This is a genomic window from Scytonema sp. NUACC21 (assembly GCF_054684315.1).
Map to the genome: position 1 here is coordinate 37,695 of NZ_BAAFZH010000058.1, position 15,284 is coordinate 52,978.

Here is a 15,284-nt window from a genome sequence, read left to right on the forward strand (position 1 = left end):
GTGGGCAGTGCCCACCCTACAAATTTTTGCTCATTAAAGATGAAAGAACTCGTCTTAACTTCACGAAAAAAAGGAGTATTCTACTATGGTTGACCTAGATTTGAAGTGGATACGCGATCGCTTTCCAGCACTCTCCCAAGAAATCAATGGTCAACCCGTGGTCTTTTTTGATGGACCGGGCGGTACTCAGGTTCCAGCAAGCGTAATAGATGCGATCGCACAATACTTGGTCAATTCCAATGCTAACACTCATGGGGCTTTTGCCACCAGTGAGAGAACAGATATACTCGTAATCTCAGCACGTGCGGCTGTAGCCGATTTATTAGGGTGCGATTCTGATGAAGTGGTCTTTGGTTCTAACATGACCACACTCACCTTTGCCCTGAGTCGAGCCATTGGTCAAGAATTGCACCCTGGTGATGAAATCATCGTCACCAAACTTGACCATTATGCTAATGTTTCCCCCTGGTTTGCACTTTCAGAAAAAGGTGTTGTCATTCGTACAGTTGATGTTCGTATAGAAGACTGCACGCTAGACATGAACCATCTCAAGCAGCAGCTCAATGAACGGACTCGATTAATAGCAGTGGGATACGCATCCAATGCTGTCGGTACAATTAATGATGTTGCAGAAGTGACAAAACTGGCTCATTCCTTTGGGGCAATGGTGTTTGTAGATGGCGTACACTATGCACCTCACGGCCCAATTGACGTGCGTGCGATCGACTGCGACTTTCTTTGTTGTTCCGCTTATAAATTCTTTGGACCCCATGTAGGTGTTATGTACGCAAAGCGCGAACATCTTACTCGGTTACGTCCTTACAAAGTGCAACCTGCCCCAGAAGAACTTCCCGGACGTTGGGAAACTGGCACCCAAAACTATGAAGGTCTATCGGGAATGGTAGCAGCAATTAACTATCTAGCTGAAATAGGTTATCAAGTTTTGCCCGGAGTGGCAAATCGCCGACAAGCCTTAGTAGCCGCTATGCTAGGTATAAAGCAATACGAAAAGGAACTGAGTCACAAGTTGGTTTCGGGATTGCTACAGATTCCTGGTTTGACTCTCTACGGCATTACCAATCCAACCCAGTTTGACTGGCGAACACCAACTGTTGGAATTCGGCTTGCAGGGCACACACCTCAGACAGCTGCTAAAGCCTTGGGCTTGCGCGGTATCTTCACTTGGAACGGCAACTTCTATGCACCCGGTATAACCGAGACATTGGGAATTGAGGCAAGTGGGGGATTACTACGGATTGGGTTAGTACACTATAACACCGTCGAAGAGATTCACCGTCTGTTGACAGCGCTTAGTGAATTGTAACTGCTGTTAGAGGAACGGTGGGCAGTGCCCACCCTACGTCTGGCTAACCACTAACTACCTTCAATACAAATTTCCAAGCACATCACAATATATTAGGAGGGCGTATATGCCATCCATGAACTTACTCTCTATTTTCAACCCTTCCAATTACTGGCGGGGGGGCTATTTTTCTATTCCTTGGCAACCTATTTTCCGACAATTCCAAATTTTACCGGAAGAACTCGTTTTAACGGATTTACGTGACCTTTCACACACACCACTGAATGTCCAAGTTGACCGGGTAGATCCAAACGATCCCTCTCGCGACACTCTTGTTTTCTCATTACCAAAAGGAATTCCACCAGGTTCAGAAGATGAAGTTCTTGCCTCAACTTTTGTCAAACTAGACAGGGGCAAGCCAGTATCATTGGGACTAGTTGAGCCATCTCTTGAGGTTGTTTACAGCTTATCGGGACAGGCACGAGGGGTGAGATTGATGAACAGCCGCCTGATTGTTTGGTTCAACTTAATACCTGCGCCTGAGGATAATTGGCGAAACTGGTTTTCTGGTTCAGCAACAAGCGTGCAACTTGATAACCAAGAACTTCTCGATCCATTTCAGGCAGCAAAAGGAGAATGGATTGGGCAAGATCCAGAAAAGCGTTGTATGCAGTTAGATGAACTGTTGTTACCAGAAACATCCCATCCTGGGTCGCAACATTACAAAGTCAGCTTGTACAATCATTCTTACCGCTTGGTATCCCATTCTAGTGGTTCAGTAAGAGCAAGTATTACTATTGCCTCTGAGCCTTTTGACTATATAAGTGCAGACCCAGTGACAGGGGGTAAACGTCATTTAGTGTGCGAACTTTATAGGGTGATTAGCTTATACGCTGGTGCAAATTACTTGGTTGAAGAACTCTATGTCAAAGGGCAACCCAAGGGAGAAAACGGGATTCTCAATGAGAAAGCTGTCAATTTAGACTTTGCAGCTTGCTACTTTGCCCATATGAACATGGGACGTACAGAAGATATCCAGCAAGTATTCCCTGTATTCGATTGGTTTGCTATTGGGTCTACTGAGCCACCCTACCCCGCATACGGTTTAATAACGAACGTACATATTAGCTCTTTGATACACCCACATGCAGGTCATCAGAGCAACTTTTCCTGGCAGCTCTTACCCAGCAACTATGCAAAGTGCATACATTTATTTATGAGAGGTCAACCAGACGGGTTTGATGCGCGAGTCGGTCATTATTGGTATCAATTGATACACAAGCCTCTGAGGGCTGAGATGTATCAGGAAGCTTCTTGTCCCATAGTTGTTAAGTTAGCAAATTTTGCTTTGTTATAATGCATTAGACTTTGGACAAAAAGAATACAACACATTAATAATAACCCTCCCTCTCCCTCCCCTTATGCAGTAAAAGCTCTCTGAGAACCAAATATGACTGATAATTATCTGCGATTTCTGCTTTTAAAAGATTTTTGAGGAGACAATATGTCAGATTTCCAAGATTTTCTAAAACATCAATTTGCTTACGTTGCTATAGGAGAGTTTAAACCGGGCAAGTTTGAAGAAGCTCAACGACTCTACGAACAGGCAGTTGCAACCTACACTCACGGTTTTAAGGGAGCATACCTTCTACAAGAACCGGGAACTGACAAAGGCATCGCTGTTATTTTTTGGGAAAACGTGGAAGATATGGATACCAACCATACTGAAGCTTACGATAACATCATGAAACAAATGATGCCCTTGTTTGCCAAGACTCCAACGACCTTTTTGCATGAAGTCGTTTGCGAAATTCAGCCAAAAGTAGAACAAGAGGTTGAGAGCAATTAGATCTGATTGAGATTATTCATAACCTAAAAAGCGCCCCCCGTCAGGAGGACGCTTTTATTTACGCAAGATTCGCTGCTTGAAGCGGCTCTACATCATTAACCGTTGATTGCAGGAGCGCTGATTGCAACAGGAGCAGCTTCAGCCGCAGCCAAGTCGTTGTTAACAATTGCCACGGCAGTCTCATCACAGCTAGTTTCAATTGCCAAAACAGTTGCCATTTCAGGGTTTTGCCAAATAAGGACTTGTTTGAGAAGCTTTAACTTTTATTTACTTCAACTTTACTCGGTTCGCGGGCAAGAGTATGATGACTTGCTAGTTCTGCAAATCAAGATTGTACAAGCCGCTTCGTTTTGTACAAAATAACTTTTTGTTTCGTAATAAAAGGCAACAATTCCATGCGACGCTTGTGTGCTTTGATTTTAACGATTTGTCTTTGGTTCAACTTTGCCCCGTCAGCCAAAGCGGAAATTCCAGGAACAGGTCTTGTGCCTTGTAGCCAATCTCCTGCCTTCCAAGAACGGGTACAAGCTGCCCGCGCTACTAACTTTGACCCCAGTTCAGGGGAAAAACGATTTGAGCGTTATTCCCAACAACTTTGCGGTCCTGAGGGTTTACCCCACCTAATTGTAGACGGTCGTCTCAGCCATGCTGGTGACTTCATAATTCCCGGTATTCTCTTCCTGTATATCGCTGGTTGGATTGGTTGGGCAGGTCGCACTTACCTGCAAAAGAATAAGGCAGAAGGCGGTGACGTGGAATGGAGGGAAGTTAAGATTGAGGTGCCCAAAGCACTGCCAATCGTTCTTTCAGGTGCTACTTGGCCTCTAGCTGCCGTAAAAGAATTGCTGTCGGGTGAATTAACTGCCAAGGACGAAGAAATACCTATTTCGCCACGCTAGTGACCATTTGACATGACAAATCTTAGGTTGGAACTGAGAACTACTTAGTCGTTATTTAACAACTAACAACTCACAATTTCCAATTGAAAAGTCATCCATTAGCTACATCCAAAACTCGCTCATTCTATTGACTTATTTGGGAGAATAATTCATGCAACAAAAGTATTTTCTTCAATATCTTTCCCTCGCACCAGTTCTTGCTGTTGTTTCTGTTTCCGTTGCCTTCTCTACTTGGGCTATATTTAACTACTTCTTCCCCGACCTACTTTTCCATCCAATGCCATAATCACGGATAAAAGATAGGATTTGGAATCAGTTAGGAGTTAGAAGTTAGGAGTTAGAAGCTAGATAATGGTAGCTTTGAGCTTTTAGAAGCAAGCATCTTGCTCTGCCTCAATCTTTAATAGACAACTTTCTTCAAGAACTCATGGCTGACAGAATAGCTTGTAACTTTTAACTTCTAACTCAAAGCTTTACTTCACACTTGGAAAAGTAAATACTTGTAAAAATAGTCTATTAAAAACCTTAATGCTGTATAGAGCATAAGGATTTTAGTATTTGAAACACCTAAATTAATTTTTATAAAGTTCGATAGCAAAAATGAAATTTAGCTAAGATTAACAATTATTATTAACTTGAAAATAAAGCCATCATTTTATTTAGAGGCGAACATAAAGTATGGCAGATATAGCACAAGCAGTAGATGCATCAAAAGATCGTCCCAGCGATGCTAGAAATCGCGAGGTAGTCTTTCCTCAATGGCGTGACCCACAACAGGGCAACTTGGAAACACCAATTAACGCTTCTCCGCTAGTCAAGTGGTACATTAACAACTTGCCTGCCTACCGCCCTGGAATCACTCCCTTCCGACGCGGACTAGAAGCTGGTATGGCTCATGGTTACTGGATCTTTGGTCCCTTCGCCAAACTGGGTCCCCTGCGCGATACAGCCAATGCTAACTTAGCTGGTTTACTGGCAACCTTGGGCTTAATTGTGATTTCGACTGGTGCCATATCCCTATATGCCAACAGCAATCCCCCTAAACCCCACGTCACCGCTACCACACCCAACCCCCCAGATGCTTTTCAATCTGGAGAAGGCTGGAACAACTTCGCCAGCGCTTTCTTAATCGGTGGTATTGGTGGCGCGGTTGTCGCTTACTTGTTGACTAGCAATTTAGGGCTGATTCAAAGTCTGTTCGGTTAAGAGTCATCAGCCATATGTCATTAGTCATTCAATGACTTGACATGGGATAAATTGGCAAAAAATATAGGGCATGAAGGATAGGCTTAAGTAAGTCTTTCTTTATGCCTGAAGTTGTTCCCCCCTTATCTGTCCGAATTTAGGACAGGCAAGAGGGGATACTTGTTATGAGTTAGTAGTTAGTAGTTATTTGTTCCACTATCCACTAACCACTATCCACCTACAAAAATCGCAGCTTCTACAGCGTTTAATGCGGATTCGAGATCGTCATTGACGATTTGAATATCAAATTCATCGGCAGCCCCAATTTCTTCTTTAGCGTGACGCAAACGGCGGGCAATTGCCTCTTCAGAATCCTGCCCCCGACCGCGTATCCGTTTTTCTAACTCCTCTATAGAGGGTGGCAAAATAAAAATGCTGCGGGCATCTTTAAAAGCAGCACGAATCTGTCGTGCCCCTTCTAACTCAATTTCTAGCACAACACGTTTGCCAGAGCGAACTTGGTTCATTACGCTTTCTCGGGGAGTTCCGTAATAGTTACCAGCATATTCTGCCCACTCCAGTAATTCGCCAGCCGCTACCAATTTTTCAAACTCACTACGGCTAATGAAGTAATAGTGTTTGCCGTTGATTTCTCCAGGACGGGGAGAACGAGTCGTCACGGATACGGAATAATGCAGATCCGAATGACGCTCCATCAGAGTTCGCATTAAAGTGCCTTTGCCTACTCCACTTGGACCGGTCAAAATAATGAGCCTGCCAACTGGCGGGCATTCCTTGGTAGCAGCACCACTTCTGGTGGATAAAACTTGCATCATCCGCTTTACCTGTGAATTAATCGATAAACCTAGCTCACTAGTCATTAGTCTTTCTTTCGCTGGCAGGTCACGAGCGACTGACACATTTGTAGTCTTAGTGACATAGAACTAGTGTAATTCACATGGTACTGCTGATGCTGCCCAAATAGGGTAGGGTTACTGACCCTTCATTTGTCAATTATCTACGACCTGGTGGTCTCGCGTAATCACAAAACGGTTTGCTACTGTCTCCGGCTGAATTGCCGAAAGAATGACATGACTTGAATCAGTGATAATGACAGCCCTAGTACGCCGACCATAAGTTGCATCTACCAGCTGACCGCGATCGCGTGCATCGGTGATGATCCGTTTGATTGGAGCAGACTCTGGACTGACTATGGCAACGACTCGGTTGGCAGACACAATATTGCCGAAACCGATGTTGATTAACTGAATGTCCATAAAAAACTGACGCCAAACGTGGTGTGAGAAGCTTTAAATTAACTATTTTCCATGTTATCCATAAAAAACAGGAGTTACAACGAAGAAATTAAAGCTTGTTCAAGTTTTTAACTAAGAAACGCTTTTTTTAGCTATTTCTGCCCCAACATCCCTAAAAATCTATCTAAAGATATAGGAAAACTATACGAAATCAATCTAACAACTTGACTATTTAGGGAGGGTTAGAGAGGGATATTATCAATGTGTTGCATTCTTTCCAAATCGAAAAAAGACTGCGGACTCGGGTCAAAAAAAATATGTAGAGACGTAGCGTACTACATCTCTACAGGTGGATTATGTTTCTTTAGCTGCTACTGCTTGGCAGTCTTATTTAACTGCTGCCATCTCTGTTGGAGTCGATTTAAGTCAGGAGTATAACCACCATAACGCCAGCTAACGTAAGCTTGGCAAATTTCATCAATAACTTCGGCAATACCCGGAGAATGATGGTTGTACGATCCCCGAGCAAACTCTAGGGGTGTTTGTGCTGGATGTTTACCAAAACCTTTTTGATTTGTCCACTTGAGCATTTGTTGATAAAGGCTTTCCATAGGTGGAAGTTTACTCAGCTCAAGACGATAGCGCCACAATGAGCAAAAACGCCATGCAGCCCAACTCAAAAAGGCAAAAGCCGTCCCCACAATCAAGCCAGCAAGCACTCCGATCCAACCTTGGAAGAATAATGAGATAAACCACGAGACTGCTCTAGCTATCCAATTGAATATTGCTCCAAACACATCATTAAAGAACCCTTTAACAGGAGAAGGTAACCAACCAGCAACCCAGTTCCAAAACTGACGCAGAACACCAAACGTTTCAGTATCCTCTAAAGAAGGAGGAATCAGGGGATGATTTGGGATTGGGTCAAAGGCAAACCAACCGTATTTAGGGAAATAGACTTCCGTCATCGCATGGGCGTCCGTGTTGCGGACAACGTACATTCCCGTAAACGGATTGAATTCTCCTGGGCTAAATCCCGTCACCAATCTCGCTGGTATACCTATGGAACGCAGCATCACTGTCAGCACTGTGGAAAAGTGGTCTGGGTAGCCTCCCTTGTGCTTAAACAAGAAAGCCTCTACCAAATCTTCTTTTTCACTGAGATAAGGCACTTCTAAGGGATTCTCCGGCAAATTATAGTGTTGTTTTAGATACTGAGCCAAGTACAGAGCTATTTCATAGGGTGATTCAAGGCTTTTTTGCGACTTGCCTACCCTTTCAAGATTGTAGTTGGCTAGTATTCCTTCGGTATGTTTTCTAACTCGAGCGGCAATCTCACTTGGAACTTCTAGATAGTATTTTTTAATACTTTCCGGATACTTAGCTGGGGCTGTTCCCAACAAAGTGCGATCGCGCAAAGGCACTTCTGAAATCGCTGTATAAGTAAGACCTTCTGACAATTCTACGGGCGCTCGCAGCCCACCTTCTTTATCTATGGCAACGATTGGTGTCGGAAAGTAAATTTCTTTGGGATATGCCATAGCAGGGATCAAGTTTGGGAAATCCGACACTATGGTGTAGGTTTGTATTATATCTCTGGTTTCACCGGCAAAGATTGGTCTGGGAAGAAAAATTTGGAAAGACCAAGGAAATCGCTTCACTGTTTCAACTTGTTCGTTACGAGAAATTTCCCATCCTTTACCTGTATAGCGGTCAAAGGCAAGAACTCGCCAGAAACCAGGGCTTTGCGATCGCACTCGCATCACCACTTTGGGTTTCATTTCGCCTCTGAGGTTCTGGTTGATTTGGCTGCCAAAACCGTAATAAAAATTATCATCCAAGCGCCCTGGTGTGCCTGGTTGCTTTTCTCCACTTCTACTTGAGCTACTAGCACCACCTTGATTTTTGGTATTGTTACCTTGGCGGACGTAACCGGGGTTAATAATACTACGCCCAGTAAAGTCCCCTTTGACGTTAATGGGAGCACTTACTGGAAACATTCTCAGTTGGTAACCTGGGAATCGGGGTAGAACGGCAAAAATCCCTAACCCTACTGTTAGGACTATTAAGAAGTTAATGAGAAAAAACTTCCAATTAAAAACAGAGGGATTCTTTTCTCGTTCTTGAGATGACCCTGAGAAGGCAACGAATTCTTGAAAGCCCAAGCGGGAACGGTAATCAAGCACTAAAGTTGGCAAAGCTATTGCCAGAAATAACAGCAGCACTGGTGCAAATGCTAGAGTTTGACTCAGTGTTGCGGCGACGCCGAGCAAAATCAACCCGATGACAATTGAATAACCCAAGTCTTTGCGACGGGGCGTATCAAAACTATGAAGCACCTGAAGTTGAATTAATAACTCTGCCAACGCCAAACGCGTGTCATTCAGTTCGCCAAACAATCGCCCAAAGAAAGCACCCAGTGCTGCTAACATTCCTATAGCGATACAGAACTTAACCGAGACATTCCGTTCGCGGCGATGATGGTAACTCCAAATCGCACCTACCACCGAAAGTGGTATTGCCCAAAGACTAAATTGAGTCTCAGCAGCAATATCCTTTGCCACTATTCCAACAACTACCAACGCTAGCACGAGCACCCGTAAGGTAATTGAATTTTCCACTTCCATCAACGGCGTCCCCTGCATACTTTGCAGCAATTGCTCACTGATAGGTAAACGCCAACTCATCCTGGATTTGTTAATCATTATCAAAGAAAGCAGTCTATGGGTATGTAATCAAAGCGGTAATTTGGACGCTACTGACACAAAACGAGAACTCGGTTAAACCGACTCGCTTTGTATCTTCCTCATAGCAGCTTTCTGTAGACGCCCTAATGACGCTTTTATACGAAAAGAGATATTGCTCAAAACCAGGATTTCTACTTCATCACAATGGCATTTGATTAATTTAGGGTGCTAGCGATGGCGACAGTGATTTACACCGTGGGAACAATCACAAACAATAGTGGCTTTTGGTTTATTTCTTGTAACTCTACCTCTAAGGTATAAGTTTGGTTGGGTTGCATGTCATTTAATTCGACACTCAAGCATCCTGGAGTTGAAGTCTCTGCCATCGCCTGAGAGCCTTCTCCCCGAAGATTTAATATCCCAGATCCTGGTAAATCACCTTCAACTCGCAGTTTCGTCACTTGACCTTCTTGAGACTCGTATTCCACCCTGAGGTTGAGAACACCTGCCTCTGTGAGCCATTGTCTTTCTACAACTGGCTCGTCAGATGAAACTGGTAGCGTCAGATTTTCTAGCAGCTGTTTTGCCGCCATCAATGACAGTGCCATTTGTTGGCGGGGCTGTAAATCTGAGTAATTGCTTTCCAACGTTGGCATTGTTTCTAAAGCATCCACAGATCTATATGGACTCCTCAGCACCAATCCAGCTAGGTCGTTTATTATCTCGGGTTCGCCAGGAAAGAGACTGTCCACCGCTTGAACCAACTTTGCCCCTAATGGTAACGAAGACGATACCAACGCAAGGCATTTCTCCAGTAACAACTGGAAAACTTTTTCCGGTAGTAGAATCGGCAGATTCAGCTTTAATTGCTGTGCCGTCCACCCCCAGACCGGAACCAAATCAACTGATGGCTTGTCTACATAATCGGGGTAGTCTGTCAGTTGGGTTTCCCAAGGAAAGAGCGGTGGGTGGTTTTCAATTTGAATTTGTAACCGACGTTTAAGGACGGCTTGGAAACGTTCTTGCACAGTAGGAATTACCTCATTTTTCGATCCAGTCATAGAGCGGGTTTCAGCCTTCATTTTAGTAGTTCATTTGTTCGCGCCCCAAGGGCTGGGTGGGCACCGCCCACCATTATCAAATATGGGAATTTGAAGATTACACTGAAGCTATCTGAAACCGCAGTTAGACGCAGATAAACGCAGATGAAAGACAATTATAGCGGTTTTAGTTGCGTGCAATATATATAGAAGGGCGAACGGTTGTTCGCCCCTACCAAGGGTTTTAACGAACGCATAATTAATTTTCACTCCTATGTCTAATATTGTGGGGTGGGCGTCCTTGCCCGCTACCTGCGACGTCTGAGACAGACGTACCACAAGAAATTTTTGAGTATTTTTTTATTTGGAAGTCCCTAAGGTACTGGCATTTGCTCCAGATGTATCAGCATAATGCCAACTGACAATATCTTATGGTACTATTGTACTATAAATGTAGATTAACCCCACCTATACAGGTAGATTTTTCTTCTCTCGAAAGAATTCAGAACTCAGGAGTCAGAATTCAGCATGAATTCTGTACGAAAAGGTGGTGAGTCAAGTACAAAACCCCCGAATTTATCTGTAGCTAATTCTTTAGTCTGAGTTCTGAATTCTAAATCCTATTCAGGGGTACAGACAAATGATAATTGTGGTTGATACAAAACCTCGATATCGACGAGGGCAATTGGTAGAAGTCTCACGAAAAGACGTTATTTATCAAGGTGTTGTTATTAAAGTTAATGAAATCAATCGCTGTTGGGATAAATGGGTATACATCGGGTATTGCGTTCATTACCCTAAAAAATTACGTCAATATCAAAACAACGCAAACCGTTATGAGTGGGTGTTATTTGAGGACGAAGTCAGGGAATACCAACAAAATTGACGCTTCCTGCCCTTAAAGCACAAGGTTTTCAGTCGTCTTCCTTATTTAAATTGGGGGAACAAAAACCGGTTTCTTTAGCTGTAAAGACTAAGATTTCATTAACTTAATTTAAAGAAACCGGGTTACATGAAATGACTAGACTACTATGGTTGTTGTTAGATGAAGTTTGTAATTGGCTCGCCTGGTTTTGCCTTTTTGAATTTAGTGCCAGTTTCACCTTTGGCGAGTTTTTGTTTTACCTTGACGTAAGCCTCATCAGGGAGTGACACATAACCTACAGAATCTACCCATTTCCAAGAATTTTCTATATAAAAACTGACAAACTCCTTGACTGCTGTTTTGTTATCTAGTGACTGCTTGCTGACATAGATGAAGAGAGGGCGGGACAAAGGCGTATAGATATTTTTGACAACATTGTCCAGTGGAACCGGCTTTTCACACTTTCCTGTTGGACTTTCTACAGCCACTATGTTTAACTTGTCTTGGTTTTGTAGGTAGTAAGATATTCCAACATATCCAAGAGCATTTGTATCGCCAGCAACTCCTTGAACAAGGATATTTTGATTGTGGCTTGGGGTGTAATCTGTACGGCTATTTTTAGCTTTCCCAGTGATAGCTTGTGTGAAATAATCAAAAGTTCCAGTATCAGAAGCTGGGGCGTAAAGCTTTAGAGGTTTGTTGGGAAACTTTGGATTGACTTGATTCCAACTATTGACTTTGTTAGTAGCTTTAGAGTTCCACATTTTCTTAAGTTCATCTATCGTCAGACATTGAACAAAATTATTCTGACGATTGCTAATGACAGCAATTCCATCAAGGGCAATGGGTATTTCTACAAAGCTAATGCCCTTCTTTTCACAGGTTTTGATTTCTTCATCTCTAATGGTACGTGATGCACCAACAATATCAATGTCTCCAGCACAAAACTTACTGATACCACCTCCAGTACCACTTGAAGCAACACTCACGTTAGCATTAGGTTTTACCTTTTCGTATTCTTCCGCAACTGCTAGAGAAATAGGAAAACCAACAGCAGCACCATCTATACTTACCTCATTCTGCTTTTCCTCTGCTCTGTTACAAGAAGTTACACCAAACATCAGAACTATTAGAGATGTTAGTAAGGCGTGGTAATTGATTCGGTAAGGAAAGTTCATAACTTCAAGTCCTGTATTGTATTTCTTCTCGTACTGCGAAATGTTTATACCTTACTAGCAGTCCAAATTTTGTCAAAGATTGCTCCGTCACTAAAAAAGCTTTTCTGAAGAATCTCCCATCCCCCTAAATCTTGAGCCGTGAAAAAGGTTTTAATTGGGGTATATTTCTTGGATACTTCTTCGATAACAGCAGGGTTAACGGGACGATATCCTAAATTGGCAAATTCACGTTGTGCTTCTGTTGAATACAGAAAATCAACAAATGCTTCTGCTACTTCTCTCGTACCGTGCCTATCAACGTTTTTGTCCACAATAGCGACAGGATTGTCAATAGAAATGTTAACGTCAGGTACGATGTAAGGCAGCTGCTCACCGCTTTGTTTGGCTAAAATAACCTCGTTTTCGTAATTGATTAACACATCTCCCTTTGCTTGTTGGAAAAATAGTTCGCTAGCATCACGTGCAGTAGGTGCTAGTACGGGAGCGTTTTTATAGACATTGGTGACAAAGTTTTGTGCTTGAGCCTCGTCACCCCCTGTTAGGCTAACTGAACCCCATAAGGCTAAGAATTCCCAAATAGCAATACCAGAAGTTTTGGGGTTGGCAGCAATGACCTTGACGCCATCTTTTGCCAAATCCGACCAAGTTGTAATCCCTTTAGGATTGCCTGCACGGGTAACGATCGCAGCCACGGATCTGCTGACAATACTACCTCTTGGCGCTTTTGATTCCCAATTCTTTTCAATCAAACCTGCTTGCTGAATTTTATTGACATCCAGGGGAAGTGCTAGATGTACTACATCTGCCTCTTGCGAGCCTTTAATCACGGCTTCTGCTTGAGAACCAGATCCACCATAACTCTGCTCAAAAGTCACGTTTTGATTGTGTTCTTTCTTCCACTTTTCTACAAATTTAGGAATGATGCGATCGTGAGCTGCTTTGGTCACAGAGTAGGACACGAGCGTTAGTTTGACATCAGGTTTGGCAGCTGAGGTGCTTCCAGAACAAGCAGCGATCGCCACACTCAAGCTAGCCCCCACCAAAAAAAGGCAAACAAAATCTCGAAACGAATGTCCGTTTGACCAATTTCCTATGAATCTCTGGCTCCATTGTTTGATAGTCCAAAAGGGTTTAATCAAATAATTGGGGATTTGTTCAATCCAGGATGTCCCCGATCTTTTTGTATCCTGCCACTTGCTCATCAAAATCCTCCCTTAACTACGGTAACTTTTGTAATTTACCGTAATTTATGGAATTATAGGTCAGAAGATTGGGTTTCGATCGAACGTTAATTTTTCTTAAATTAAAAGATAAAAGATGGCAGATATTTTCTCACTATAAAAAAAGGCTGAATTATCACGGTTTGATACCCATAAACCGAAAATTCAGCGAAGTATTTCATCTATATTAAAGAAGTAACTCGCTTTTGTAAAAGAGATCTGCCTCCACAAGCCCGCAATTCTATGCCCCAGAAAAACGAAACCACTGTTCTCGTTTTGTCACTGCTAATCACACTGGGATTAGTGGGAGGTGGTGTTTGGTGGTTCATTAAGCACTCTGGCGTAGACTTGGGTGGTTTAGCGAACAATCCATCACAGCAACTGGGACAGTATAACGTCGAAAGTTTCTCCTCTGTACAAAACGTTCCTTCTGGTGTGTTTAACTATGGTGGAAGCACGAGTTGGGTATCCATCCGCAAAACAGTAGACCCAGTTATTCAAACCGTCTGGCCCCAGTTTCGCTTGCGCTACATTGACCCCGATCGCGGTACGCCAAGCTCTCAGACAGGTATCCGTATGTTGTTAGACAATCAACTATCGTTTTCTCAGTCCTCTGTTCCGATTCCAGATGAAGTCTATCAGCAGGCGCAACAACGGGGTTTTTCTCTCAAAGAAATACCTGTGGCAATTGATGGGGTGGCGATCGCCGTAAACCCAAGCTTGAACTTAAAAGGTCTAACTGTAGCTCAATTCAATGACATTTATGCGGGCAAAATCACCAACTGGCGTCAAGTTGGCGGTCCCGATTTAAAAATTATACCCTACGGTAAAAAAGACCGGGACTCTGGTAGCAGTATTGTATTTATGCCGACGACAACTGAGGCTTTGCGCCAAGTTGCTGACAATCCAGGGGGTATTTACTATACCTCAGCACCATTAGTCGTATCCCAGTGTAAAGTTAAGCCTTTACCAGTGGGTCGTAACCCTAATGAACTTATTCCTCCTTACAAACCGCCTTTTGTTCCCCTCGAAAAGTGTTCGCAACAGCGCAACCAAGTGAACACCCAAGCTTTCTTGAGTGGTGAGTATCCCCTGAGCCGGCGATTATCGGTGGTGGTGAAACAGAATGGTCAAATTGACCAACAAGCAGGCGAAGCATATGCTAGATTATTGCTAACTGCTCAGGGACAGGAATTAATCACAAAGGCTGGATTTGTTAGTCTACGTTAATCAGCATTGCCCCGATGCCAACCGACAATTATTAAGAAGTGCGTTGAGATCCTCTATAGCTTTTAACGGATTTCTCCCTCGGATTGCGCCTGCGATCGCTGCTTCATAAGGATTTCTGCCTGTTTTTCTAACTGCAGCGATGGCAGCTTTGTTTGATAATCCTCGACCATTAACCAGCCAAGCAGCAAGTACTACACCAGTTCGTCCAATTCCACCCGAACAGTGGACAACCACTTTCTCTCCATGCAGGTCTGCTGCTGCTAGAAACGGCAGAATCGTCTCGATGGAGGTTGTACGGTCGGGTAGCTGAAAATCCTCAATAGGTGCCCAACAAACCCGATCTATCCCAAATGCCTGTCGATATATTTCAAGTAGATCTAACGAAGGAGCTAACTGGGTATTAGGAAGCAAGCAGCAAACCCGCCTTATACCTTGGCACTTCATGAAATGAATCCAGTCAGTTACACTCCGAGCAGAGTAACCCGGTCTTGAGGCACCAAAAACTATTGGTTCAAGTTCACTTGCAGGAGCAAATTTATATATCTTTCTGTTCATTCTTCTTGGTAATGTCA

16 protein-coding genes are annotated in these 15,284 nt (G+C 43.4%); 8 read left to right on the plus strand and 8 right to left on the minus strand.

All coding sequences use genetic code 11. The features are described from left to right. Positions 1-85: 85 nt before the first annotated feature. From ACYRY3_RS08865 to ACYRY3_RS08875, 3 genes are all read left to right on the plus strand, one after another. Positions 86-1,324, plus strand: coding sequence for a cysteine desulfurase-like protein (locus tag ACYRY3_RS08865; protein ID WP_460201327.1), 1,239 nt, complete (start codon positions 86-88; stop codon positions 1,322-1,324). A gap of 106 nt (positions 1,325-1,430) precedes the next feature. Next, positions 1,431-2,660 (plus strand): hypothetical protein, encoded by a 1,230-nt coding sequence (locus tag ACYRY3_RS08870; protein WP_460201328.1) that lies wholly within the window; start codon positions 1,431-1,433, stop codon positions 2,658-2,660. 147 nt (positions 2,661-2,807) lie between these two features. Next, positions 2,808-3,152 carry an antibiotic biosynthesis monooxygenase gene (locus ACYRY3_RS08875; RefSeq protein ID WP_460201329.1) on the plus strand — a complete coding sequence of 115 codons (345 nt, stop codon included), beginning with the start codon at positions 2,808-2,810 and terminating at the stop codon, positions 3,150-3,152. A 95-nt stretch (positions 3,153-3,247) separates the two neighbouring features. Here ACYRY3_RS08875 and ACYRY3_RS08880 read toward each other — a convergent pair whose 3' ends face one another. Next, entirely contained in the window at positions 3,248-3,370 is a 123-nt protein-coding gene (locus ACYRY3_RS08880; protein WP_460201360.1) for a hypothetical protein, read from the minus strand. Between the two features lie 177 nt (positions 3,371-3,547). Between ACYRY3_RS08880 and ACYRY3_RS08885 the strand changes: the two genes are divergently transcribed. From ACYRY3_RS08885 to ACYRY3_RS08895, 3 genes are all read left to right on the plus strand, one after another. Further along, the gene (locus ACYRY3_RS08885) at positions 3,548-4,051 is read left to right on the plus strand and encodes a Photosystem I reaction center subunit III (protein ID WP_460201330.1); all 504 of its coding nucleotides are present in this window, start codon (positions 3,548-3,550) and stop codon (positions 4,049-4,051) included. Between the two features lie 151 nt (positions 4,052-4,202). Further along, a complete protein-coding gene (locus ACYRY3_RS08890; protein WP_460201331.1) occupies positions 4,203-4,337 on the plus strand; it encodes a PsaJ protein in 135 nt (44 codons plus the stop codon). A 401-nt stretch (positions 4,338-4,738) separates the two neighbouring features. After that, positions 4,739-5,257: a photosystem I reaction center protein subunit XI gene (locus tag ACYRY3_RS08895; RefSeq protein WP_460201354.1), complete on the plus strand. Its 519-nt coding sequence runs from the start codon at positions 4,739-4,741 to the stop codon at positions 5,255-5,257. Positions 5,258-5,466: 209 nt separating this feature from the next. Here the strand turns inward: ACYRY3_RS08895 and gmk are convergent, their stop codons facing one another. The 4 genes from gmk to ACYRY3_RS08915 all read right to left on the minus strand — a co-directional run bounded on the left by gmk (position 5,467) and on the right by ACYRY3_RS08915 (position 10,261). Beyond that, entirely contained in the window at positions 5,467-6,072 is a 606-nt protein-coding gene (gene gmk, locus ACYRY3_RS08900; protein ID WP_460201355.1) for a guanylate kinase, read from the minus strand. A 174-nt stretch (positions 6,073-6,246) separates the two neighbouring features. Further along, entirely contained in the window at positions 6,247-6,513 is a 267-nt protein-coding gene (gene remA / locus ACYRY3_RS08905; protein WP_460201332.1) for an extracellular matrix/biofilm regulator RemA, read from the minus strand. A gap of 350 nt (positions 6,514-6,863) precedes the next feature. Beyond that, positions 6,864-9,197 (minus strand): transglutaminase TgpA family protein, encoded by a 2,334-nt coding sequence (locus ACYRY3_RS08910; RefSeq protein ID WP_460201334.1) that lies wholly within the window; start codon positions 9,195-9,197, stop codon positions 6,864-6,866. Between the two features lie 230 nt (positions 9,198-9,427). Next, positions 9,428-10,261 (minus strand): PatU, encoded by an 834-nt coding sequence (locus ACYRY3_RS08915; RefSeq protein WP_460201335.1) that lies wholly within the window; start codon positions 10,259-10,261, stop codon positions 9,428-9,430. 598 nt (positions 10,262-10,859) lie between these two features. On the opposite strand from ACYRY3_RS08915, the gene ACYRY3_RS08920 reads away from it, so the two are divergent. Further along, positions 10,860-11,105: a hypothetical protein gene (locus tag ACYRY3_RS08920; protein ID WP_460201336.1), complete on the plus strand. Its 246-nt coding sequence runs from the start codon at positions 10,860-10,862 to the stop codon at positions 11,103-11,105. A 155-nt stretch (positions 11,106-11,260) separates the two neighbouring features. On the opposite strand, the gene ACYRY3_RS08925 is transcribed toward ACYRY3_RS08920, so the two are convergent. Next, positions 11,261-12,262 (minus strand): PstS family phosphate ABC transporter substrate-binding protein, encoded by a 1,002-nt coding sequence (locus ACYRY3_RS08925; RefSeq protein ID WP_460201337.1) that lies wholly within the window; start codon positions 12,260-12,262, stop codon positions 11,261-11,263. A gap of 44 nt (positions 12,263-12,306) precedes the next feature. Next, positions 12,307-13,464, minus strand: a complete 1,158-nt coding sequence (locus ACYRY3_RS08930; protein WP_460201339.1) for a sulfate ABC transporter substrate-binding protein — start codon at positions 13,462-13,464, stop codon at positions 12,307-12,309. 261 nt (positions 13,465-13,725) lie between these two features. Here ACYRY3_RS08930 and ACYRY3_RS08935 point away from each other — a divergent pair, with 261 nt between their 5' ends. Beyond that, positions 13,726-14,712 carry a substrate-binding domain-containing protein gene (locus ACYRY3_RS08935; protein WP_460201341.1) on the plus strand — a complete coding sequence of 329 codons (987 nt, stop codon included), beginning with the start codon at positions 13,726-13,728 and terminating at the stop codon, positions 14,710-14,712. Here the strand turns inward: ACYRY3_RS08935 and ACYRY3_RS08940 are convergent, their stop codons facing one another. Beyond that, positions 14,713-15,255: a protein-tyrosine phosphatase family protein gene (locus tag ACYRY3_RS08940; RefSeq protein ID WP_460201356.1), complete on the minus strand. Its 543-nt coding sequence runs from the start codon at positions 15,253-15,255 to the stop codon at positions 14,713-14,715. It lies immediately after the preceding gene. Positions 15,256-15,284: the final 29 nt, after the last annotated feature.